Source organism: Micromonospora sp. NPDC048170 (genome assembly GCF_040652795.1).
Classification (GTDB): Bacteria; Actinomycetota; Actinomycetes; order Mycobacteriales; family Micromonosporaceae; genus Micromonospora.
Genome location: NZ_JBEZMR010000005.1, coordinates 68316 through 91603 on the forward strand (window position 1 = coordinate 68316; position 23288 = coordinate 91603).

General features: G+C 71.3%; 17 protein-coding genes and 2 pseudogenes. 11 read left to right on the forward strand and 8 right to left on the reverse strand.

The annotated features are described in order from the left end of the window. Window positions 1-38 precede the first annotated feature (38 nt). The 3 genes and pseudogenes from AB0D32_RS10830 to AB0D32_RS10840 all read right to left on the reverse strand — a co-directional run bounded on the left by AB0D32_RS10830 (window position 39) and on the right by AB0D32_RS10840 (window position 3566). Window positions 39-1292 carry a phosphatidylserine decarboxylase gene (locus AB0D32_RS10830; RefSeq protein WP_357087611.1) on the reverse strand — a complete coding sequence of 418 codons (1254 nt, stop codon included), beginning with the start codon at window positions 1290-1292 and terminating at the stop codon, window positions 39-41. A gap of 427 nt (window positions 1293-1719) precedes the next feature. After that, window positions 1720-1911 (reverse strand): annotated as a pseudogene (locus AB0D32_RS10835) (hypothetical protein); the annotation flags it as partial. After that, window positions 1908-3566 (reverse strand): PspC domain-containing protein, encoded by a 1659-nt coding sequence (locus AB0D32_RS10840; protein WP_357087614.1) that lies wholly within the window; start codon window positions 3564-3566, stop codon window positions 1908-1910. The gene AB0D32_RS10840 and the pseudogene AB0D32_RS10835, both read right to left, overlap by 4 nt. Window positions 3567-3760: 194 nt before the next feature. On the opposite strand from AB0D32_RS10840, the gene AB0D32_RS10845 reads away from it, so the two are divergent. The 3 genes from AB0D32_RS10845 to AB0D32_RS10855 all read left to right on the forward strand — a co-directional run bounded on the left by AB0D32_RS10845 (window position 3761) and on the right by AB0D32_RS10855 (window position 7033). Beyond that, on the forward strand, window positions 3761-4999 hold the full coding sequence (locus AB0D32_RS10845; protein WP_357087617.1) for a PspC domain-containing protein: 1239 nt from the start codon (window positions 3761-3763) through the stop codon (window positions 4997-4999). Then, window positions 4999-5685 carry a response regulator transcription factor gene (locus AB0D32_RS10850; protein ID WP_357087620.1) on the forward strand — a complete coding sequence of 229 codons (687 nt, stop codon included), beginning with the start codon at window positions 4999-5001 and terminating at the stop codon, window positions 5683-5685. Before AB0D32_RS10845 ends, AB0D32_RS10850 begins: the two co-directional genes overlap by 1 nt. 190 nt (window positions 5686-5875) lie before the next feature. Further along, window positions 5876-7033: a Cys-Gln thioester bond-forming surface protein gene (locus tag AB0D32_RS10855; RefSeq protein ID WP_357087622.1), complete on the forward strand. Its 1158-nt coding sequence runs from the start codon at window positions 5876-5878 to the stop codon at window positions 7031-7033. A 144-nt stretch (window positions 7034-7177) separates the two neighbouring features. Here the strand turns inward: AB0D32_RS10855 and AB0D32_RS10860 are convergent. Continuing rightward, a pseudogene (locus AB0D32_RS10860) lies at window positions 7178-7426 on the reverse strand (PIG-L family deacetylase); the annotation flags it as partial. A 415-nt stretch (window positions 7427-7841) separates the two neighbouring features. Between AB0D32_RS10860 and AB0D32_RS10865 the strand changes: the two are divergent. The 5 genes from AB0D32_RS10865 (at window position 7842) to AB0D32_RS10885 (ending at window position 13666) form a co-directional block, all read left to right on the forward strand. Further along, a complete protein-coding gene (locus AB0D32_RS10865; protein WP_357087624.1) occupies window positions 7842-9485 on the forward strand; it encodes an ABC transporter substrate-binding protein in 1644 nt (547 codons plus the stop codon). A 149-nt stretch (window positions 9486-9634) separates the two neighbouring features. Next, the gene (locus AB0D32_RS10870) at window positions 9635-10561 is read left to right on the forward strand and encodes an ABC transporter permease (RefSeq protein WP_357087626.1); all 927 of its coding nucleotides are present in this window, start codon (window positions 9635-9637) and stop codon (window positions 10559-10561) included. A 72-nt stretch (window positions 10562-10633) separates the two neighbouring features. Then, complete coding sequence (locus tag AB0D32_RS10875) at window positions 10634-11611, forward strand: ABC transporter permease (protein ID WP_357087628.1); 978 nt, start codon at window positions 10634-10636, stop codon at window positions 11609-11611. Between the two features lie 26 nt (window positions 11612-11637). Then, window positions 11638-12660, forward strand: a complete 1023-nt coding sequence (locus tag AB0D32_RS10880; RefSeq protein WP_357088073.1) for an ABC transporter ATP-binding protein — start codon at window positions 11638-11640, stop codon at window positions 12658-12660. Beyond that, the gene (locus AB0D32_RS10885) at window positions 12653-13666 is read left to right on the forward strand and encodes a dipeptide ABC transporter ATP-binding protein (RefSeq protein WP_357087631.1); all 1014 of its coding nucleotides are present in this window, start codon (window positions 12653-12655) and stop codon (window positions 13664-13666) included. The genes AB0D32_RS10880 and AB0D32_RS10885 overlap by 8 nt, the downstream gene beginning before the upstream one ends. 131 nt (window positions 13667-13797) lie before the next feature. Here the strand turns inward: AB0D32_RS10885 and AB0D32_RS10890 are convergent, their stop codons facing one another. Together AB0D32_RS10890 and AB0D32_RS10895 are read right to left on the reverse strand one after the other, a co-directional pair. Beyond that, complete coding sequence (locus tag AB0D32_RS10890; RefSeq protein ID WP_357087633.1) at window positions 13798-14172, reverse strand: chorismate mutase; 375 nt, start codon at window positions 14170-14172, stop codon at window positions 13798-13800. A 289-nt stretch (window positions 14173-14461) separates the two neighbouring features. Next, a complete protein-coding gene (locus AB0D32_RS10895) occupies window positions 14462-16312 on the reverse strand; it encodes a bifunctional metallophosphatase/5'-nucleotidase (protein WP_357087636.1) in 1851 nt (616 codons plus the stop codon). Window positions 16313-16587: 275 nt separating this feature from the next. On the opposite strand from AB0D32_RS10895, the gene pcrA reads away from it, so the two are divergent. Then, the gene (pcrA, locus tag AB0D32_RS10900) at window positions 16588-18993 is read left to right on the forward strand and encodes a DNA helicase PcrA (RefSeq protein ID WP_357087640.1); all 2406 of its coding nucleotides are present in this window, start codon (window positions 16588-16590) and stop codon (window positions 18991-18993) included. A 58-nt stretch (window positions 18994-19051) separates the two neighbouring features. On the opposite strand, the gene AB0D32_RS10905 is transcribed toward pcrA, so the two are convergent. Both AB0D32_RS10905 and AB0D32_RS10910 read right to left on the reverse strand, forming a co-directional pair. Beyond that, a complete protein-coding gene (locus tag AB0D32_RS10905) occupies window positions 19052-19798 on the reverse strand; it encodes a M23 family metallopeptidase (RefSeq protein ID WP_357088076.1) in 747 nt (248 codons plus the stop codon). 285 nt (window positions 19799-20083) lie between these two features. Next, a complete protein-coding gene (locus tag AB0D32_RS10910) occupies window positions 20084-20800 on the reverse strand; it encodes a M23 family metallopeptidase (RefSeq protein ID WP_357087644.1) in 717 nt (238 codons plus the stop codon). A 430-nt stretch (window positions 20801-21230) separates the two neighbouring features. On the opposite strand from AB0D32_RS10910, the gene AB0D32_RS10915 reads away from it, so the two are divergent. Continuing rightward, window positions 21231-21635 carry a cobalamin B12-binding domain-containing protein gene (locus AB0D32_RS10915; RefSeq protein ID WP_357087647.1) on the forward strand — a complete coding sequence of 135 codons (405 nt, stop codon included), beginning with the start codon at window positions 21231-21233 and terminating at the stop codon, window positions 21633-21635. Between the two features lie 474 nt (window positions 21636-22109). Next, window positions 22110-23288, forward strand: a complete 1179-nt coding sequence (gene sucC / locus AB0D32_RS10920) for an ADP-forming succinate--CoA ligase subunit beta (RefSeq protein ID WP_357087650.1) — start codon at window positions 22110-22112, stop codon at window positions 23286-23288.

Here is a 23288-nt window from a genome sequence, read left to right on the forward strand (position 1 = left end):
ATCGCGGCGCCCCTTCTTCGTGTCGTGCCTCCGGTCCGTCAGCGCCAGCGGGCGATGACGGTCGAGCCCCCGACGACCTTGTCCCCGGGGCCGACCAGCGGCTCCGCCGCGTCGGCCGGCAGGTAGACGTCGGTGCGTGAGCCGAACCGGATCAGGCCGAAGCGCTCACCCCGGGCCAGCAGCGCGCCGATCGGCGCCCGCTGCACGATCCGGCGGGCGATCAGGCCGGTGCGCTGCGCCACGACCACCGTCCCGTGCGCGGTGTCCAGCACCGTGTACGCGGCCACGTTGTGCTCCGCCGCCGGCTTCATGGCGTTGGCGAAGCCACCGTCGGCGACGAAGTAGTCGACCACCTTGCCGGCCACCGGAGCGCGGTTGACGTGCACGTCCAGCACCGACAGGAAGACCGCGACCCGCAGCCACTCGCCCGCACCGAAGCGCTCGTCGTGCAGCCGCTGCACGGAGAGCACCCGCCCGTCGGCCGAGGCGACAACCGCCGACGGGTCCTCCGGCACGTCGCGCTCCGGGTCCCGGAAGAAGGCGGCCACCGGGGCCGCGGCCAGGGCCGGGAGCAGCCAGAGCTTCGACTTCGGCCGGCTGGCCCGGGCCACCGCGGCCAGGCCCAGCGCGATGCCGGCCGCGGCCACCCCGTTGGAGTCGATGTGCATGCCGCGGGTCAGCGGGACGCTGGACGGGCGGTACGCCGGGGCGAGCCGGGCAGCCGAGGCGGCGTCGGCCGGGGTGTAGCGGAGCCGGTACACCCGCAGCGGCGGCGTGTTGCGCAGCACCAGGTCGACGCCGACGCCGTACAGTGCGCCCTGACGGTCCAGTTCGGCGGCCGCACCCTCGGTACGCCCCGGCGTGGCGGTCGTGGCCACGCTCAGCACCGCGCCCTCGGCGAGGTACTTCGTCAGGCCCTCGACGGCGGCGCGGGTCTCGTCGGCCGTGCCGGTGAACGGCTCCCCGGCGACGACCACGGCGGCGGGCTCGGCCTCGGCGAGGGTGTCGACCACACGGACCCGGTCGGCCACCCAGCGGCCCTGGGCGGTGACGTGCTCCCGCAGGGCCGCCGAGGAGGTCGACCCGGCGGGCACCAGGGTGAGGGTGTCGCCGGGTAGCAGCGCCTCGATCGCCGCGGCCAGCACCGCGGACTCGGGCATCGCGCCGACCAGCAGCGCGGCCTTCGGGTCGTTGATCCGGGCAAGCTCGGAGACGAGGGTACGGGCGGCTCGCTCGCCGATGCGGACCGGACCGGACCGGCCGGAGGTGCGCACGGCGGGGGACTGCGTCATGTCGGACGGACTCCTGACGGGGTAGAGACGGGAATCGCGGCGGGACCGCCACGGCGGCGCGGTCCGGCCGGCGCGGCGGCCAGGTCGGCGTGGGTCGGCCGGCGGAGGCGAGCTCTCCATCGGCCAGCATAGGCCGCCGCCGAGGCCGGCCGCACCGCTGTGGTCAGCCGCGCGGGCGCTCCTCGCCGGGCGGCGGCCCGTCGGCTCGCCGGGGCAGGGCGTCCTCGTCGGCTGCGCGGTCCTCGACCGCCTCGGGCCGATCGTCGGTGACGGCCCGCGTCGGCCACTCGTCGGCCGGCGCGAGCCGGTCGAGGTCCCACCGCGTCGCGTCGACCTCGGTGCCCGGTCGATCCGACGCCCGTTCCGTTGGGGCCGGCGGGGTGGACACGGACTCGACCGCGTCGGGGGCGACGCCGGTGGTGGCGGTGTCGGCGGACCGCCCGGAGCGCAGCGCGCCCAGCAGGCCCAGCAGGCCGATCAGGATCAGCGCACCGGCCAGGAACCAGCCGACCGGCGGGAGGGAGAGCCCGAGCAGTTGGGCGAGCAACCACCAGGCGGAGAGGCCGAGGAAGATCAGCCCGAAGGCGAAGGACACGATGTCGGTGCGGTGGGCCTTCACCGGGTCACCTCCAGGTTGCCGGCGTTGACGTGGATGTAGAGGCGCAGCGTGCCGCCGCCGGGGCCGTCCGGGCCCAGGTCTGCCGCCTCCCGCAGCTCACCGGCGAGCCCGCCGGTGCGCTTGCCGAAGACGACCGCGTCGCCGGCGTTGACGTCGGTCACCGTGGTGACGTCGACGTTCGGCGGTACGACCACCGTGCACTCGCCGAAGTTGACGGAGACGGTGATCTCGGTGTTCTTCTTGTCGAAGTCGACCGCCCGCAGGTCCAGGACCGCGTCGCCGAAGCTGTTCTCGTACCGCAGGGCGAGGTCGCGGTGGTTGGCGGGCGCCCAGGTGACGTTGCCGTCGACGCCCCGGATCCGGTCGTACGACTCGGCCACGGTGGCCACCCCGAGCGCGGCGGCGGCCACCAGCCCGAGCGCGATCAGCCATCGGGCCCGCCCGAACCAGGTGCCGACCACCAGGCCGAGCCCGATGGTGGCCAGCGTGGCCGCGAAGTACGCCGACGCCCCGACGTCGAAGACGTCCAGCAGGTCGACGACGGCGACCACGCCCAGGGCGAGAAAGATCAGCGAGAACGTCACCGGGCCGAGCGGGGAGCGCTCGCGCGGTCGCTTCGGCGGCTTGACCGGTGGCCTCGGCGGCGCGGGCGGCACGACGGTCTGCCCGGCGTACGGGCCGTGCGGGGCGAACGGGGGCCGGTAGCTCGGGGGCAGGGGCGGCGGCATCGGGTGACCCGGTCCCGGTGCCCCCGAGGTCGCGGCGGGCCAGCCCGAGGTGGGCGCGGCCTGCGGCCAGCCTGGGGTCGGCGCACCCGTCGAGGGGTGGTCGGGTGGAGTCGGAGCGGCCGGCGGCCAGGCGGGCAGCTCGGCGGTCGGCTCGGCCTGCCGGCCGGGGACCGGGGCGCTCCAGGTGGGCTGGACGGCGGCCACCGGCGGGGCCGGGACCGGACCCGCCCCGGCGGGCACGGCCACGGTCGGCGGGGCCACGTACGCGCTCGGGGCGGGATAGCCGACCGGCGGCACGGGACCGGGCGGGGCGCTGGGCGCAGCGGGCGGCGGGACGGGACCGACCGGCGCGCCCTGGGTGCCCCTGTTGTCACGGTTCAGCAGCAGCGCGCCGCCGATCAGGATCGTGGCGCCGAGCAGCACCGCCCGGAACGCGTCCGTGACGATGTAGGCGAAACTGATCGCGACCAGGATGCTCAGCACGATCACGGTGACCGGGGACATGCTGGACCGGCCCCGGCCCAGCATCGACTCGACGGGGGAGGCGCTGTCCCCCTCGCCGGGGATGATCAGCCAGGCGGTGACGTAGACCAGGATGCCGATGCCGCCGAAGAAGCCGAGCACCGCCAGCAGCACCCGCCAGAGGACCGGGTCGGTGTTGGTGGCCCGGCCGATCGCCGCGCAGACGCCGGCCAGGTAGCGGCCGTCGCGGGGGCGCACCAGCCCGTACCGCGAGGTGAAGCCGGCGCCGCCGAACAACGGGTGCGGCCCGGCGCCGGGCGGCGGTGTCCCACCGGCGGCTCCGGCGGTAGGCGGCGGCCCCCATGAGCCGGCGGGCGTGGGCCCGCCCGGTGGCGTCGCGGTGGGCGGCGGCCCACCCGGCTGGGCCGCCCCGGGGTTGGCGGACTGGGCAGCTTCCTCGGTCATGCCTCGATCCTGCTGCCCCGACCCGCCGGGCGGCCTCAGGACCCGACCCTGACCCCACCCTGAGATCCCGGCGGCCCGAATGTCGGGGGCGTCCCCGTGGCCGGGCGGCGGCGCGGCGTGTGACGATCGATTCCGGCGACGGAGCGTCGCCTGCTCAAGTGCCCGCCGAGACCAGGGAGTCTCCGATCAGCGCCGTGATCCAGCCACCCCGCCTCTACCGCGCCCCCGAGCACCGGATGGCCGCGGGGGTCGCCGCCGGCATCGCCGACCACCTCGGCATCTCCGTGCTGCGGGTACGGGTGGCCTTCATGGTGCTGCTCGGGTTGAGCGGGCTCGGCCTGCTCCTCTACGCGGCCTTCTGGGCGGTCGTGCCGCTGCGTCCGGGCGACACCGCCGTACCGCCCCGCCGGGACGTCGCCCAGTTGCTGCCGTTCGTGGCGATCGGCCTCGGCGTGCTGCTGGTGCAGGTGATGGTCTTCGACTCGGTCGGCGCGGCCGGCACCGCCGGTTGGCTGGTCGCGATCATCGCGGTGGGTGCCGGCGTGATATGGCACCAGTCGGCTCCGGAGCGGCGGCAGCAGTGGGGCGACTCCATGCCGGTGCCCTGGCTGGGCGCGGTGGTGGAGGAGAGCGACCGGCGGGCCTTCGTGCTCCGGTTCATCGGCGGCGGGGTGCTGGTCGCGGTGGGCATCATCGGCGTCGTCGCGGTCTACTCACCGGCGCAGAACTTCGACGCCGTGCTCAACGGCGTGATCTTCGCCCTGGTCGGGCTCGCCGGGGTCGGCGTGGTGGCCGCGCCGGTGCTGTGGCGGACGTACAACCAGCTCCGGTCGGAGCGCGAGGGGCGCATCCGCGAGCAGGAGCGGGCCGAGCTGGCCGCCATGGTGCACGACCAGGTGCTGCACACCCTGGCCCTGATCCAGCGCAACGCGACCGACGTGAAGACCGTCCAGCGGCTCGCCCGGGGGCAGGAACGTTCGCTGCGCAACTGGCTCTACAAGCCCACCGGCTCGCCCACCGAGCGGTTCGCCGCCGCCCTGGAACAGGCCGCCGCCGAGGTCGAGGACACGTTCGCGATCACGGTGGAGGCCGTGGTGGTCGGCGACCAGGAGACCGACGAGCGGGTCGGCGCGCTGGTGGCGGCAGCCCGCGAGGCGCTGGTGAACGCCGCGCGGCACGCCGGGGTGCAGACCGTCTCGCTCTACGCCGAGGTCGAGCCCGACCAGCTCAGCGTCTTCGTCCGGGACCGGGGGAAGGGCTTCGACCCGGATACGGTGGAGGATCACCGGCACGGGGTCCGGGGCTCGATCATCGGGCGGATGAAGCGGCACGGCGGCCGGGCGGAGATCCGCTCCGAGCCGGGGGAAGGGACCGAGGTCCGGTTGATCCTGCCGATCACCCGGGACCCGGCAACGGCGGAGAGGGACAAGTGATGACTGAGCAGTCGATGGAACCGGTCGAGGGGGCGGCTGCCCGCGCCGAGCGGCTGCGGGTCTTCCTCGTCGACGACCACGCCATGTTCCGCGCGGGGGTCCGTGCCGAGCTGGGCGCGCATGTCGAGGTGGTGGGCGAGGCGAGCACCGTCGGCGAGGCGGTCACCCGGATCGCCGTCACGCTGCCCGACGTGGTGCTGCTCGACGTGCACATGCCCGACGGCGGTGGCCGGGCGGTGCTGGAGGCGATGCGGCGTACCCACCCGCAGGTCAAGTTCCTGGCCCTGAGCGTCTCGGACGCGGCGGAGGACGTGATCGGGCTGATCAGGGCCGGCGCGCGGGGCTACGTCACGAAGACGATCTCTCCGGAGGAGTTGGCCGCGGCGGTCCGCCGGGTGGCCGACGGCGACGCGGTGTTCAGTCCCCGGTTGGCGGGGTTCGTGCTGGACGCGTTCGCGGCCCGTCCCGACGCCCCGGTGGCCGACCCGGAGCTGGACCAGCTCACCAACCGTGAGCGCGAGGTGCTGCGGCTGCTCGCCCGCGGGTACGCCTACAAGGAGATCGCCAAGGAGCTCTACATCTCCATCAAGACGGTGGAGACGCACGTGTCGAACGTGCTTCGCAAGCTCCAGATGTCCAACAGGTACGAGTTGTCCCGCTGGGCGGCCGACCGTCGGCTCGTGTGATCCATTTCTTTTCTCGTCATTTCGGGCAGAAGTGATGAATGTGGCTCACAGGGGCTGACAAGCGATCAACTTTCGTCTCATAATTCCCCGTCGCGTTCTCGCGTGCGGGTGGTGCACATCCCGCGGGAACGGCGGCTTCACGCAACCCGCCGTGCGCGGGTCACCCCTGGGGAGAGGTACACGAATCTTGATGTTCGGACAACGAGGACGGCGCTGGGCGCAGATCGCCCTGGCGACCGTCGCGGGTGGCGCGCTGGCACTCGGCTCCGCCGCGCCCGCCGCCGCCGCTCCGGCCACCGGCGTGGCCAAGTCGACGGGCGCCAGCGCCAAGCTGATGCTCAACGGCAAGGCGGCCAAGCAGAGCGAACTCGCGCTCGAGATCGACGGCAAGCTCGTCCCGGCCTTCTGCATCGACTACCACACCAACGTGGCGATCGACGGCAAGTACAAGGAGGGCACCTGGGACGAGTCCCAGGTGAAGAACCTGGGCAAGGTGCAGTGGGTGCTCACCCACGGCTACCCGAACGCCGACTCCGCCAAGCTGCTGGCCGCCGCCGGCGCCACCGTGACGGAGCCGGCCGACACCAACAAGCTGCTCTACTTCGGCACCCAGACCGCCGTCTGGCACTTCAGCGACGGCATCGAGCTCGGCAACTGGGTCGACGGCAAGGACCTGCTCGCCGAGGAGAAGTACGAGGTGGTCAAGAAGGTCCGCGACTACCTGGTCGCCAACGCCACGGACCAGCCCGAGCCGAAGGCCGACCTGAGCGTCGACCCGGCCAAGGCCAAGGCCACCGTCGGCGAGAAGGCCGGCCCGTTCACCGTCAAGGGCCCGGCGGGCGAGATCACCGTCGCGGCCAGCGGCGGCTCGGCGGTCGACGCCGAGGGCAAGCCGGTCACCACGACCACCAACGGCGGGCAGTTCTGGCTGACCGCGGACGGTGCCGGCGAGGTGAAGGTGACCGTCTCCGCCGAGGGTTCGGTCTCCTTCGGCCGGGTCTTCCTCTTCACGGGCGAGCGCGCCGCGCAGAAGCTGATCCTCGGCGGTAGCGCGGGCGAGACCGTGACCGCCAAGGCCGAGGCCGCGTTCGCCGCCGCCCCGACCGAGTCGCCGTCGCCGAGCGCCCCGGCGGAGTCGCCGTCGCCGAGCGCGCCCGCGGAGTCGCCGTCGCCGACCGCCCCGGTCGACAGCCCGGCCCCGTCGACCTCCCCCGCGAGCAGCGGTGGGGACCTGCCGCTGACCGGCTCCCCGATCGCCGCCGCGATCGCGGGCGGCGTGGCCCTGCTGGCCGCCGGCGCGGTCGCCGTGCTGATGTTCCGCCGTCGCAAGCTGCGCTTCACGGCCTGATCGACGCCTGTTCCGCGGCTCCGGCCCCGGCACCGCCTTCGCGCGGTGTCGGGGCCGGAGCCGTTCGCCGTCGACAGCGTGGTCCGGCGCGGGACCGCCGGCGTACCAGATCTCCCGGACCACCCACGGCGCCAGCCCTTCCGCGCCGGCCGCCGCCCGCTGCTCCTCCTCCCGTAGCCGGCCCACCTCGGCGCGTGGGGTGTCGTCGTACCCTCCGGAGTCACCCCGGGTGACAAGCAGGTACGACACGTCGACACCCTCGTCCACCCAGGTGGCGATGGTGCCCGCACAGCCGAAGTCGACATCGTCCGGATGGGCAGAAACGGCCAACGCCCGGACGACATCGGCGAGCGCCGGAGCGGAAGCGGGGAAGCTCACAGCCGCCGAGCCCACGCCGGGACCAGGACCCCTGCCGAACCATGTCTTTCCTGCTCAGAGCGGTACGACCAGCCTAGATCATGATCTTTTTTCAAGTATCGGCAACGTGGCGACCAACTAACGGCTTGATAACGGCACCTTCACGAAACAGGCCGGTTGGTGTCACAGTGGCAGCACCTCACCCCCGGTGTGAGGCACCCCGTACGGCCTGACAACCATGGACCCTGCCTGTCGACGGCGCTCCGTGGTGGTCGCGTGTGCGCGGTGCCGAGCGCGGCGGCGAGGTGGCCCGGCGGATCGGTACATCATTCTTGTCCCGAATTCACTGCGGTGAAACCGGTTCCCGTCCTGCGGGCGCCGGACGTGTCACCCCACTTACGTGCGTGAAACCCACGACGGATCCAGGTTCAGAAAGAGGAGGCCCCTCGGAATGAGAGTCTCGAAGCGGGCAGGCAGCGCGGTCGCGCTGGGCGCGGCGTTCGCGCTCGTCGCGTCCGGTTGCTCGAGCAGTGACAACGATGGCGGCGACGCCGGCGCGAGCGCCGACGGCGCGATCACCATCGACGGCAGCCAGCCGGAGGTCGGCCTGGTTCCGGCGAACACCACCGAGACCGGTGGCGGGGCGGTCATCGACTGGATCTGGACCGGTCTGGTCGAGTACCCGAACGACGGCAGCGCACCGCGGAACGCGGTCGCCGAGTCGATCGAGACGACCGACTCCAAGGTCTACACGATCAAGATCAAGAAGGACACGAAGTTCCACGACGGCACCGTCGTCAAGGCCAAGAACTTCGTGGACGCCTGGAACTGGGGCGCGTACTCGCCGAACGGTGCGCAGAACGGCAGCTTCTTCGCTGACATCCAGGGCTTCGAGGACGTCCACACCGAGGACCCGGACGGCGCCGACGGCCCGCAGAAGGCCCCGGAGCCCAAGGCCAAGGAGATGTCCGGCCTGAAGGTCGTCGACGAGTACACCTTCGAGGTCACCCTCGCCGCGCCGACCGCCGTGTTCCCGACCAAGCTCGGCTACAGCACCTTCATGCCGCTGCCGGACGCGTTCTTCACCCAGGGCGCCGAGGCCTTCGGCAAGAAGCCGATCGGCAACGGCCCGATCAAGTTCGTGTCGTGGGAAGACGACGTCGAGATCAAGCTGACGCGCTTCGACGACTACACCCTGAACGACAAGATGAAGATCAAGGACGTCAACGTCAAGCTCTACCAGGACGACACGGCGGCCTACAACGACCTGCTCGCCGGCAACCTGGACTTCCAGCAGCAGGTTCCGGTCTCCGCGCTCGCGGGCGACAAGTGGAAGACCGACCTGGCCGAGCGGGCCATCTCGTCGACCACCCCGTCGACCGGCATCATCGCCTTCCCGATCTACGACAAGCGCTTCCAGAACGCCAAGCTGCGCAAGGCGATCTCGCTGTCGATCAACCGCCAGGAGATCAGCGACAAGATCTTCTTCGGCAACCGCAAGCCGGCCGACAGCTGGGCCAACCCGCTGACCCCGGGCGCCAAGGCCGGTAACTGCACCTCCTGCCAGTTCAACGTCGAAGAGGCCAAGAAGCTCTACGCCGAGTCCGGCGGCTTCACCGGCGAGCTGGTCATGTTCTACAACGCCGACGCCAGCCACAAGGAGTGGATGGAGGCCGTCGCGCAGCAGGTCAAGACGAACCTCGGCATCAACGCCCGCGCCGAGGGCGTGCCGACCTTCGCGGTGTTCCGCCAGGGCATCAACGCCGGCAAGATGACCGGCATGTACCGCGCCGGCTGGCAGCAGGACTACCCGGACGTGGAGAACTGGGTCAACCCGCTCTACGTGACCGGCGGTTCCTCGAACGACGGCAAGTACAGCAACCCGCAGGTGGACGCCCTGGCCAAGGAGGCCATGGCCGCGCCGACCCTGGAGGCCGCGCACGCCAAGTACGCCGAGGCCGTCGCCCTCATCGACCAGGACGTCCCGTCGATCCCGGTCTACTTCGGTGGTCAGCAGTCCGGCCACTCGCAGAAGATCAAGAAGATGGAGCTCTCCAACGTCGGTGAGCTGGACCTCACCTCGGTCGAGCTCTGATCCGAACGGTCTGACCCCGGGTCGGGCTCACCTACCGGTGGGCCCGACCCGGGCCGTTCCGTGAGGGGGCGGTCACCCCACTCCCTCGCCACGTCTGTCACCCCCGTGTCGGCCGTCCGACGCGCGCCCCCCGTCTGGAGGACCACCCCATGGGCCGTTATCTGTTGAGACGGCTACTCCAACTCGTCCCGGTCTTCATCGGGACCACCTTCCTGCTCTACTGGCTCGTGTGGAAGGTGCCAGGCGACCCGTTCGCCGGCAAGTGCGGTGAGCGTCCCTGCCCCGACAGCTTCGTCAACATGATGAAGGACAAGTTCAAGCTCGACGAGCCGCTTCCGGTGCAGTACGCCAACTACATGCGCAACCTCTTCCAGGGCGACTTCGGGCAGACATGGAGTGGCCGGGAGATCAGCGACATCATCGCCACCGCCTACCCGAACACCCTGAAGCTGGCCCTGGTGGCGCTGGCCATCGAGGCGATCATCGGCCTCACCGCGGGCGTGCTGACCGGTCTGCGCCGCAACGGCTTCCTGGACAACCTGGTCCTGGTCTCCAGCCTCTTCCTGATCGCGCTGCCGATCTTCGTCATCGGCTTCATGGCCCAGTGGCTGCTGGGCGTGCAGTGGGGCATCGTCAAGCCGACGGTCTCCAGCGAGATGCGGCTCTCCGAGCTGATCGTCCCCGGCTTCGTGCTGGGCAGCGCCTCGATGGCGTACATCGCCCGGTTGGCCCGGACGAGCATCGCGGAGAACCGCCGCGCCGACTACGTGCGCACGGCCATCGCCAAGGGCCTGCCGATGCGCCGGGTGGTCGGGGTCCACCTGCTGCGCAACTCCCTCATCCCGGTGGTGACCCTGCTCGGCACCGACCTCGGTGCCCTGATGGGCGGCGCGATCGTCACCGAGGGCATCTTCCGGATCAACGGGATCGGCCAACGGGTCTACCAAGCGATCGTCACCAAGGAGAGCGCTACCGTTGTCTCCATCGTGGTGGTCCTGGTGCTCGTCTACCTGCTGATGAACCTGCTGGTAGACCTGCTCTACGCCGCCCTGGACCCGAGGATCCGCTATGAGTGAGCGCAGCGAACGAACCATCATTGCAGCGTGCGCGGGCGCTCGTGTCCGTGCCGAGCGGAACGGGGTACGGGCATGAGTGACCCGAGTGCCGCCTCGATCGTCAGCACGCCGCCCGCCACGGGGCCGACCGAGCTCGGCGCGCCGACCAACGCGGGGCTGCCGGAGAACGCCCGCAAGGAGAAGCCGCGCGGCCTGCTCGGCGACGCCTGGCGCGACCTGCGTCGCAAGCCGCTGTTCTGGATCTCCGCGACGTTGATCGTCATCTTCCTGCTGATGACCGCCTTCCCCTCGCTGTTCAGCTCCGGCGACGCGGAGAACGGCAACCTGCAGAACAGCCTCGTCGGCCCGTCGTCGGACGCCTGGTTCGGCTACGACCTCCAGGGCCGTGACGTCTTCGCCCGGGTGATCTACGGTGCCCGTGCGTCCATCGTGGTCTCCCTGCTCTCCGTGGCCGGTGTGCTGCTCCTCGGCGGCACGATGGGCATCATCGCGGGCTACCGGGGCGGCTGGGTGGACGCGCTGCTCTCCCGCATCGCCGACATCTTCTTCGGCCTGCCGTTCGTGCTGGGTGCCATCGTCATCCTGACCACCTTCAACGGGTCGGGCACCAGCAACAGCAAGGCGGAGATCATGGCTCTGGTGAGCATGTCGCTGATCGTGCTGGGCTGGCCGGTCGTGATGCGGCTGATGCGCTCCTCGGTGCTGGCCACCAAGGAGGCGGACTACATCGTCGCCGCCCGCGCGCTCGGCGCCGGCACCGGTCGGATCATCCTCAAGCACCTGCTGCCGAACTGCCTGGCACCGCTGCTGGTCTACGGGACGATCCTGGTCGGCTCCTACATCGGCGCCGAGGCGACGCTGTCCTTCCTGGGCGTCGGCCTGAAGAGCCCGGTGGTGTCCTGGGGCATCATGATCAACGAGGCACAGAGCCTCCTCCGCGTTTCGCCGTACCTGCTCTTCTTCCCCGCCGCGTTCCTCGTCACCGCCGTGCTGAGCTTCGTGATGCTCGGTGAGGCGGTCCGCGAGGCCCTCGATCCGAAACTCCGCTAGGGGAGATTCAGTTGTCCGACATTCTGGTGTCCGAGCAGTCCGCGGCCGGTGCGTCCGGCCGCCCCTCGGGCAGGTTGCTCGAGGTCGACGACCTCCGGGTGGAGTTCCGCACCCGGGACGGCGTCGCCAAGGTCATCAACGGGGTCACGTACCACGTCGACGCGGGGGAGACCCTCGCCGTGCTCGGCGAGTCCGGCTCCGGCAAGAGCGTCACCGCGCAGACCGTCATGGGCATCCTCGACACGCCGCCCGGCTTCGTCACCGGGGGTCAGGTCCGCTTCCACGGCAAGGACATGCTCGGCATGTCCTTCGAGGAGCGGCGCCGCATCCGCGGCGAGGGCATCGCGATGATCTTCCAGGACGCGCTCTCGGCGCTGAACCCGGTCTTCACCGTCGGGTTCCAGATCGCCGAGCAGTTCCGGGTGCGGCGCGGCATGAGCCGATCCGACGCCAAGAAGCGCGCGATCGAGATGCTCGACCAGGTCAAGATCCCCAACGCCAAGGGCCGGTTCAGCAGCTACCCGCACCAGTTCTCGGGCGGTATGCGGCAGCGCGCGATGATCGCGATGTCGCTCGCCCTGGACCCGGAGGTGCTGATCGCGGACGAGCCGACCACCGCGCTCGACGTGACGGTGCAGGCGCAGATCATGGACCTGCTCGCCGAGCTCCAGCGCGAGCGGCAGATGGGCCTGATCCTGATCACCCACGACCTCGGCGTGGTCGCCGACGTCGCGGACCGGATCGCGGTCATGTACGCGGGCCGGATCGTGGAGGAAGCCAACGTCTACGACCTGTACGCCAAGCCGGCGCACCCGTACACGATCGGCCTCATCAACTCGATCCCGCGACTCGACGAGAAGGGGCAGCAGCTCCGGACCATCAAGGGCCTCCCGCCGAACCTGATGAACATCCCGTCGGGCTGCCCGTTCAACCCGCGCTGCCCGATGGTGCAGTCGGTCTGCCGGGAGAAGGTCCCGCCGCTGCTGGAGGTCGGCTCCGGCCGGGCCAGCGCCTGCCACTTCGCCGAGGAGCTGGTGAACCGTGACTGAGAACATCCTCGAGGTCCGTGACCTGGTCAAGCACTACCCCGTGACCCGGGGTGTGGTGTTCAAGAAGACCATCGGTCACGTCAAGGCGGTCGACGGGGTCTCCTTCGAGCTCAAGGCCGGCGAGACGCTGGGTGTGGTCGGCGAGTCGGGCTGCGGCAAGTCGACGCTGGCCCGGGTCCTGATGAACCTGGAGAAGCCGACCGCCGGCAGCGTCCACTACAAGGGCCAGGACATCTCCAAGCTCTCCGGCCCGGCGCTGCGTCGGCTGCGCCGGCAGATCCAGCTGGTGATGCAGGATCCGTACACCTCGCTGAACCCGCGGATGACGGTCGGTGACCTGATCGGCGAGCCGTTCGAGATCCACCCGGAGGTGGCGCCGAAGAACAGCCGCCGGGACAAGGTCAAGGAACTGCTCGACCTGGTGGGCCTCAACCCGGAGCACATCAACCGGTACCCGCACCAGTTCTCCGGCGGTCAGCGGCAGCGCATCGGCATCGCCCGCGCGCTCGCCCTGCGACCCGAGATCATCGTCTGCGACGAGCCGGTCTCCGCCCTGGACGTGTCGATCCAGGCGCAGGTGATGAACCTGTTGGAGAAGCTCCAGGGCGAGTTCGGCCTGTCGTACGTGTTCATCGCGCACGACCTGTCGGTGGTCCGCCACCTGTCGGACCGGGTCGCGGTCATGTACCTCGGCAAGATCGCCGAGATCGGCACCGAGGACGAGATCTACGAGCGGCCGACCCACCCGTACACCCAGGCGCTGCTCTCGGCCGTGCCGGTGCCGGACCCGACCGTCCGGGACAGCAAGGCGATCATCCGCCTCACCGGTGACGTGCCGTCGCCGATCAGCCCGCCCTCGGGCTGCCGGTTCCGGACCCGCTGCTGGAAGGCGCAGGACATCTGCGCCGAGCAGGTCCCGCTGCTGGAGATCCGTTCCGGCTCGGACCACCCGAGCGCCTGCCACTTCGCGGAGAAGCGCGAGATCGTGGCAACGCACGAGGCGTGACACCCACGGAACCGCCTGCCGGCGTCATCGCGACGCCGGCAGGCGGTTCCGCCGTTTCGGGGCCACGTCCCCGCCGTACCGCCCCGGCAGCGGGGACCGCGGCGGGCTGCCGGCCGCTGCCGCCGTACGCCTCACAGGGGGCCGCGACCGGCGCGGAGCAGCAGCAGCGCGAGCTGCGTGCCGTCGGCGCCGAGGGCGAGCCGGAAGCGCTCCAGGATCTCCCGTTCCCGGGACAGCACCAGCCGGGTGCCGCCGGAGGCCATCCGGGTCACCCCGACCTCCTTGGAGAGCCCGGCCCGCTCCTGCCACAGCTCGATCAGCGCCTGGTCGATCTCGTCGATCCGCTCCCGGATCTCGACGATCCGGGCCGCCGCGGTCGGCTCCGGGGTGCCGGTGCGCACCTCCGGCTTCGTGTCGCCGGCACCGCCCGGCGCGTCGACGGAGTCGGGCCGGCCCGCCTCGGGTCGCCGCACGCCGCCGTTGGACTCCACCACGTCTGTCATCATCGGGTACCCCTCGCCTTCAGGTGCCCGGTGCCGGGATCCCGGGACGGAGAAAGCCCCGGGCTCCAGGAGCCCGGGGCTTTTCGTAGGTCTGGTTGATCAGGCGCGACCTACGGCTGCCGGACTCCCGGTGCCGTAGTAAAAGTAGAAGCGCTGACCGAACACGCCGTCGAGTATGCCGACCTCCGGCCTGCCCGCGCAAGGACTCGGCGGAACCCCTGCCCGTTCGGGTGGTCCCGGCGCCGTCGCCGACGCCGGGACCACCCGCCTCCCGACCGGGACCGCCCCTGCCTCAGCCGAGGCGGGTGATGCGGTCGGCGGGCCCGGGAGCGACCGGGGCGCCGGCGCCCAGGTACGCCACGAGCGCGTCGACGTCGAAGCCGGGGGCGGTGCTCCGGTCGGTGCCGGCCTGCAACTCGGTGAAGCCGTCCCCGCCGTTTGCCAGGAAGTCGTTCGTGGTGACCCGGTAGCTGGCGGCCGGGTCGACCGGCGCGCCGTCGAACGCCAGGGCGCTCACCCGGGAGCCAGCCGGGGCGGTGCTGTCGTAGGAGTAGGTCAGCCCGGCGGAGACCTGGAGGATGCGCTGGGTGGTCTGCCCGTTGAAGCCGACGAACTGCTGTTCCAGCACGTTGCGCAGCTGGGCGCCGGTGAGGGTCTGGGTGACCACCAGGTTGTTGAACGGCTGGACGGTGAACGCCTCGCCGTAGGTGACCTCGCCCGGCGCCTCGCCCCCGGCCGAGGCCGCGTACGGCAGGGACGCCCGGATGCCACCCGGGTTCATCAGCGCGATCTGCGCCCCGTTCGATCGGGTGTACGCGAGCTGCGCGTCGGCGATCACGTCACCCAGCGGGCTCTCCCCGTTGGGGCGGACGTCGCGGACGATGTCGGACGAGATCCGGCCCACGACCCGGTTGGCGATGGGCGCCACGGCCGCCCGGTACTTGTCGGCCAGAGCCTTGGCGCCCGGGTCCACCAGGTCCGGGTTGCGCACGTACGAGCCCGGCGCGCTCTGCTGCCAGGTGCCGTCCGGGTTGCGGACGCCGTTCTCGACTACCACGTTGCGGGCGGTGATCCCGGTGAACCGGCCCGTGCGCCGGTCCAGCGAGTAGTCCACGTCCGTGACCAGTTGGCCGTTGTTGCCGGCGCTGGTGACCACGCTGCGGGCCCCCGAGGAGTTCGGCAGGGAGCAGGAGTAGAAGCGGTGGGTGTGGCCGGAGACGACCAGCCCGAACTCCGGCCGCAGGCCGCGGACGATGTCCACGACCGGGCCGGAGAAGTTGGCGCAGTCCGAGACGCCCGGGGTGGCCGGCGGCGGGGACTGTGCGCCGCCCTCGTGCACCAGCAGCACCATCGCCTTGACACCGAAGAGCTTGAGCAGGCCGCCCCACTTGTTGGCGGTCGCCACCTCGTCGGTGAACTTCACGGAGGCGATGCCGGCCGGGTTGACGATGCTCGGGGTGCCCTCCAGGGTCACGCCGACGAAGCCGACCGGCACGCCGCCGACGAACCGCACGTCGACCGGGGGCAGGATCGGCAGGCCGGTCTTCCTGCTGACGGTGTTGGCGGCCAGGTACGTGAACTTCGCGCCGGCGAAGCCGTCCCCGTCCTGGCAGCCGTCGACCGGGTGGCAGCCGCCCTTGTTGATCCGGATCAGCTCGTCGACGCCCTCGTCGAACTCGTGGTTGCCGACGGAGCTGATGTCCAGGCCGATCTCGTCCATCAGCTCGATGGTCGGCTCGTCGTGGAAGGCGGCGCTGACGAGCGGGGTGGCGCCGATCAGGTCACCGGCCCCGACGGTGGTCGTGACGCGCCCCTCGGCCCTGGCCTCGGCGCGCAGTTTCTTCAGCCAGGTGGCGAGGTACTCCACGCCGCCGGCGGGCGTGCCGTTGACCGTCGCGCCGCTGCCGCCGGGCGGGTCGATGGCGCCGTGGAAGTCGTTGTAGCTCAGGAAGTTGCCCTTGACCTCCCCGCCGGTGGGGGCGGCGTAGGAGACCGAGACGGGGGCCAGGGCGGGCCACTGGTCGTCGGCGGGGGTCGGTGCGGGCCGGGAAGTGGTGGTCAGCGTGGCGACGACGGCCAACGCGAGGGTGGGCGCGGCGAGGTGACGCAGCGCTGCCCGACCGCGCGAACGCGGCTGAGTCATGGTCGTTCTCCCAGTCGTGTACGGGGGAGGAGCCGGATTTTCACCGTCATCGTTCTGCATGGGGGACGCCGGCACCAGACGCGACAGGGTGACATTCTCGTCTCGACCGGTCAGGAAGGGATTCCTTCCTACCTCCGGTCGGGCATGCGGGGGGCGACGCGGGGGCGGTCCGGGCGTACCGGACGGTCGGATCGGCCGGCCCGGACGGCGGCTCGATCGTGCCAGGGGTGCGCGGGCGGGGAAGTGTCCGCCCGGCGGCATAGACTCGCCGTGCGATGCATCCTCTCTTCGACATCCCCGTGTCCCCGCCCGCGCCGGATCCCGCCCCGACCTCGCCGCACCGGCCGAGGTCGGCTCCCGTCCGCCTCGACCCGCAGGCCCTGGTCGAGGGGCTGAACGGGCCGCAGCGCGACGCCGTCACCCATGCCGGCTCGCCGCTGCTGATCGTGGCCGGCGCGGGTTCGGGCAAGACCCGGGTGCTCACCCACCGGATCGCCTACCTGCTGGCCGCCCGGGACGTGCACCCCGGCGAGATCATCGCGATCACCTTCACCAACAAGGCCGCCGGCGAGATGAAGGAGCGGGTCGCCCACCTGGTCGGTCCCCGGGCCCGGCTGATGTGGGTGTCGACGTTCCACTCCGCGTGCGTGCGCATCCTGCGTGCCGAGCACGAGCACGCCGGGCTGAAGTCGACCTTCTCGATCTACGACGCGGACGACTCCCGCCGGCTGATGCAGATGGTCGCCAGGGAGCTCGACCTCGACCCGAAGCGCTACCCGGCGCGTGGGCTGGCCGCCCAGGTCTCCAACCTGAAGAACGAGCTGGTCGACCCGGAGGAGTTCGCGGGTCGCGCCAAGGGCCCCAACGAGCGGGCGCTGGCCGAGGCCTACACGCTCTACCAGCGGCGGCTGCGCGAGGCGCACGCGCTGGACTTCGACGACCTGATCATGACGACGGTGCACCTGCTCCAGTCCCACCCGCACGTCGCGGAGAGCTACCGCCGGCGGTTCCGGCACGTGCTGGTGGACGAATACCAGGACACCAACCACGCCCAGTACACGCTGATCAAGGAGTTGGTCTCCGGCACGGAGGGGATCGAGCCGGCGGAGCTCTGCGTGGTCGGTGACGCCGACCAGTCGATCTACGCGTTCCGGGGCGCCACGATCCGCAACATTCTGGAGTTCGAGCGCGACTTCAGCGACGCCCGGACGATCCTGCTGGAGCAGAACTACCGCTCGACCCAGACCATCCTCAACGCGGCCAACGCGGTGATCGACCGGAACACCTCGCGCAAGCCGAAGCGGCTGTGGAGCGAGGCGGGTGCCGGCGAGCCGATCGTCGGCTACGTGGCCGACACCGAGCACGCCGAGGCCGACTGGGTGGCCCGCGAGATCGACCGGCTGGTGGACGCCGACGAGGCCCGCCCCGGCGACGTGGCCGTCTTCTACCGCACCAACGCCCAGTCCCGGGTCTTCGAGGAGGTGTTCATCCGGGTCGGCCTTCCCTACAAGGTGGTCGGCGGGGTGCGCTTCTACGAGCGCAAGGAGGTCCGCGACGCGCTGGCCTACCTGCGCGCGGTGGTCAACGACGACGACACGGTCAGCCTGCGCCGGATCCTCAACACCCCGCGCCGGGGCATCGGCGACCGGGCCGAGGCGTGCGTGGAGGCGCTCTCCAGCCGGGACCGGGTCTCCTTCGGGGCGGCGCTGCGGCGGGCGAAGGACGCCCCGGGCATCTCCACCCGGGCGGCCAACGGCATCGCCGACTTCGTCGCCCTGCTCGACGGCGCCCGTGAGCTGGCCGAGACGGGCACCCCGGAGGAGGTGCTGGAGGCGCTGCTGACCCGCTCGGGTTACCTCACCGAGCTGGAGGAGAGCCTCGACCCGCAGGACGCGGGGCGGGTCGACAACCTCCAGGAACTGGTCAGCGTCGCCCGGGAGTACACGGAGCGGATCGAGGCGGTCGGCGAGGAGGGGGAGCGGGCGACCCTGGCCGGCTTCCTGGAGCAGGTCGCGCTGGTCGCCGACGCAGACCAGGTGCCGACCGACGATCCGGACCATCAGGGCGTCGTCACCCTGATGACGTTGCACACCGCGAAGGGCCTGGAGTTCCCGGTGGTCTTCCTGACCGGCCTGGAGGACGGCGTCTTCCCGCACCTGCGCTCGCTGGGCGACACCCGGGAGTTGGAGGAGGAGCGCCGGCTGGCGTACGTCGGCATCACCCGGGCACGCCAGCGTCTCCACCTCTCCCGGGCGGTCACCCGCTCGGCGTGGGGGCAGCCGGCCTACAACCCGCCGTCGCGGTTCCTGGAGGAGCTGCCGCCGGAACTGGTCCGCTGGGAGCGCACCGAGGGGTCGTACACCTCGTGGGCCGGCGGGGGCGGCGGCGTGGGTGGCCGCGCGGACCGCGTGTCCGGCGGGCGTGGGGGCTTCAACGGCGGTACGCCCAAGGCGGCGCAGCTGGCGAAGCGGCTGGGGGTCGACGCCAGCCGGCTGACCACGGCGAGCGAGCTGCCGCAGGGGCCGAAGGTGTCCGCCGGCGACCGGGTCAACCACCAGCGCTACGGGCTGGGTCGGGTGCTGGCCGTGGAGGGGCACGGCCCGGGCGCCCGGGCGCAGATCGACTTCGGCGACCAGACGATGTGGCTGGTGCTCCGGCACGCCCCGATCGACAAGCTCTGAGAACCGGCACGGCCCGGTCCGGCAGCGCGCCGGACCGGGCCGTTTCCGGTGGTACGGGTCAGCAGGCCACGTCGATGCCCCGGGCGCGCAGGAACGGCGCGGGGTCGATCTGGTTCCACATCTGGCCCTGGTGCACCTCGAAGTGCAGGTGCGGGCCGGTGGAGTCGCCGGTGGATCCCTCCAGGCCGATGGTCTGCCCGGCGCCGACCTTCGCGCCCACGCTCACCTTTGCGGTGCTCAGGTGGGCGTAGTGGGTCAGGTAGCCGTTGCCGTGGTCGACGAAGACGGAGATGCCGTACCCGTCGCCGACGTCGCCGGCCTTGGTGACGGTGCCGCCGAAGGCCGCGCGGACGGGGGTACCGGCGGGCAGCGCGAAGTCGATGCCGGCGTGCTGGGTGCCCCAGCGCGGGCCGTAGCAGGAGGTGATCGCCGCGCCCTTCATCGGGATGACCCAGGCGGGCTTCGGCTTGCTGGTCTGCTTCGGCTTCGGCTTGGCGGTGGTCGCCTTCGGGCTGGGCTTCGCCGACGGGCTGGCCTTCGTCGGGCTGGGGGTCGAGCTCGCCGAGGGGGTGGCCGGGACGGCGGTCTCGCGGGTGGAGCGGTCGGCGCGGTCGGCGGCCTCGGCGCGGGCCTGCGTGTCGACGGCGGCGGCCGGGACGGAAGGCTCGTCGTTCCCGGTGGCCGCGAAGGCTGCTCCGCCGAGGCCGAGCCCGGCCAGGGCCGCCGCGGCGACGATCACGCGGGTGCGGCCGCCGATCCGCCTCGGCTTCCGAACGGGGGCGTCGGGGGTGTTCTCGTTCCGAATGTCTTCCTGCACGGCGGACCTTCACTGATCGAGGGGGCACTTGACCTCGAAATACTGGTGTCGGCGCGTGGCATGACGGGTAGGGGGAGGGGGCCTCGGCGAGCCGTTGGCTGCCATGGCTGTCCGTTCCATCCCCTTGCAGGGCTTTCGCTCGTAAAAGTGATCATGCATGACCATGACGTCGGTCACAGTCGTGCACGTGACCCGCCTCACTTTGGCACCTGGCGGGCAAACAAAAACCGCCCGGATCGACAGATCCGGGCGGTCGGCGGGCGATACGCAGCGTCAGGGTGCGGCTACCTCGCTGTAGTACAGCTCGACTTGTAGCTGGATGTCCACTCCGCGCTCCTTGAGCCACGGCACCGGGTCGAGCGGCTCACCCTTGACATGCACCTCAAGGTGCAGGTGGGGGCCGTAGGAGTGGCCGGTGTTGCCGACGAGGCCGAGCTGGTCGCCCGCCTTCACCTGCTGTCCCTCCTTGACGTTCAGCGCGGAGGAGTGGCCGTAGATCGCCTCGGTGCCGTCGGCGTGCTGGACGATCACCGTGTAGCCGTAGCCGCCGAACCAGCCGGCCTTGGTGACGGTGCCGCCGTGGATGGCGACGTAGGGCGTGCCCTCGGGGGCGACCAGGTCGACGCCGGTGTGCAGCTTGCCCCAGCGCATGCCGTAGGGCGAGTTGAACTCGTAGCCCTGGAGGGGGAGCAGCCAGACCTCGGGCTCGGCGGACTTGTCGGCTCCGGCCCGGTCGCTGTCGCGGGAGGCGCGGTTGTCGGCGTCGGCGCGGGCCGCGGCGTCCTGGTTGATGGTCGAGGCGGCCTTGAGCTCGTCGAGGACCGACGGGCTGACGCTCTTGGCGTCCGGCAGGGCTCCCGCGCCGATCGCGACGATGCCGGCACCGACGAACGCGGTGGTGACGACGGCTGCGTAGCGGCTACGCGGGGGGGTGGGTACGCGGCGGCGGCCGCGATATCGATCGGGCTCAGACGACAGGCGCTGGCGCACGCACACCCTCCGTTGTCGGGGATCCGATGCGGCTTCCTCGACGCCCGTGAAGCACTGGTGAACGTCGGTTGGCCGCGTCGTCACCCGTCCGTGGACCTGATGACAACCGTGGACACGTTAGCCAAGGAGCAGTCCCGTCACAAGCCGAAGCGCCGAATTGCCTCCGCGTTCTGTCCCTTTGCGTCCGTGATTGTCATGGCTCGTACCCGTCGAACGGCGCCCCCTTAACTGCCCGTTCGTCGCGCAGCGTGACCGAACGGCGGAGTCGTCCGGCTTGACGCCGAGGGTCGCGGCGGTAAGGGCGCGCTGTCCGGGCAGGGTTCCGGTCGGGGCCGCGCGCCGTGCGGTTCGCCGCCCGGATTTCCAGGGCCGGGCGGGGCGGGTTACCGTTCGTTCAGTGAAGCCGCGGAGCCGGTGAAGGGATGCGCTGATGAGCTCTCGTGTTCGGGTCGTCGTCGCCAAGCCGGGCCTGGACGGCCACGACCGTGGTGCAAAGGTCGTCGCGCGTGCCCTTCGGGACGCCGGTATGGAGGTCATCTACACCGGCCTGCACCAGACCCCGGAACAGATCGTGGAGACCGCGATCCAGGAGGACGCCGACGCGGTCGGGCTCTCCGTGCTGTCGGGAGCGCACATGACGCTGTTCCGGCGGGTGGTGGAGCTGCTCGGTGAGCGCGACGCCCGCGACATCGTGGTGTTCGGCGGCGGCATCATCCCCGAGGCCGACATCCCGGAGCTGAAGCGGCTCGGGGTCGCCAAGGTCTTCACGCCGGGTGCGACCACCCAGTCGATCGTCGAGTGGGTCCGGGAGAACGTCGCCCAGCCGGTCGCCTGACGGCGGTCCTGGGCTGGGGAGCGGGCCGGCCGCAGGAGGGCTGTCGCGGGATTCCGGACCGGTGACCGGCTGACCCCGGACAGGGGGAGGGGCCGGACGCACCCCTCACACGTCCGGCCCCTCTATGCACGATGCCCCGCCGCCACCCCTCGACCGACAGGGCATCGGCCGTCTCCCGTCGCCGCGCTGAATCAGCGCTCCGACACCTGACTCAACGACGCCTTTCCGGTGGGGTTACGCACGCCGGGCAACATCGTCCGGACGGCTGACATCGGACCGAAGTCGCGGAAAGGCCGCGCGCCGCCGCCGATTGTGCATTACCACACAACGCGCACCCGCTCGGTTGCCGGCGGTGTCCACCTCGCTAGGCTGCGCCCAATGGCCTGTTTCATCTGATGACAGGCGTCAAACTGTTTTCCATACGCTGGTGGCGGCGCGACGGCGCGCCGCGGAGACGGGACGGGACGCGCAAACGTGGACCTGTACGAGTACCAGGGGCGGGACCTGTTCGAGCGGCACGGCTTGCCCGTGCTCGCCGGCGGCGTCGCCACGACCCCGGAGGAGGCCCGCGCGATCGCCGAACGCCTCGGCGGTCGGGTGGTCGTCAAGGCGCAGGTGAAGGTCGGTGGCCGTGGCAAGGCCGGCGGCGTGAAGCTGGCCGAGGGCGCCGAGGAGACGGTGGCCCGCGCCACCGACATCCTCGGCATGGACATCAAGGGCCACACCGTCCACAAGGTCATGATCACCGTGACCGCGGACGTGGCCGAGGAGTACTACTTCTCCTACCTGCTCGACCGGGCGAACCGCACCTTCCTCTGCATCGCCAGCGTCGCGGGCGGCATGGACATCGAGCAGGTCGCCGCCGACACCCCGGAGAAGGTCGTCAAGGCCCCGATCGACGCCAACACCGGAGTCGACGAGGCAAAGGCGCGCGAGATCGTCACCGCCGCCAATTTCCCGGCCGAGGTCGCCGACCAGGTCGTCGCGGTCGCCGTGGGCCTGTGGAAGGCCTTCGTCGCCGAGGACGCCACGCTGGTCGAGGTGAACCCGCTGGCGAAGACCGGCGAGGGCAAGCTGCTACTGCTCGACGCCAAGATCACCCTGGACGAGAACGCCGCGTTCCGGCACCCGGACCACGAGGCGCTGGTCGACCAGGCCGCGGTGGACCCGCTGGAGCAGGCCGCCAAGGAGAAGGACCTCAACTACGTCAAGCTCGACGGCGAGGTCGGCATCATCGGCAACGGCGCCGGCCTGGTCATGTCGACCCTCGACGTGGTCGCGTACGCCGGTGAGCGGCACGGCGGTGTCAAGCCGGCCAACTTCCTCGACATCGGTGGTGGCGCGAGCGCCGCGGTGATGGCGAACGGGCTGGAGATCGTCCTCTCCGACCCGTCGGTGAAGAGCGTCTTCGTCAACGTCTTCGGTGGCATCACCGCCTGCGACGAGGTCGCCAACGGCATCGTGCAGGCGCTGGCCCTGCTCGAGCAGCGCGGCGAGCAGGTCACCAAGCCGCTGGTCGTCCGCCTCGACGGCAACAACGCCGAGGCCGGCCGGGCGATCCTCGACGGCGCGAACAACCCGCTGGTCCAGCGGGTCGACACGATGGATGGCGCGGCCGAGCGGGCCGCCGAGCTGGCGGCTGCGGGGGTCTGA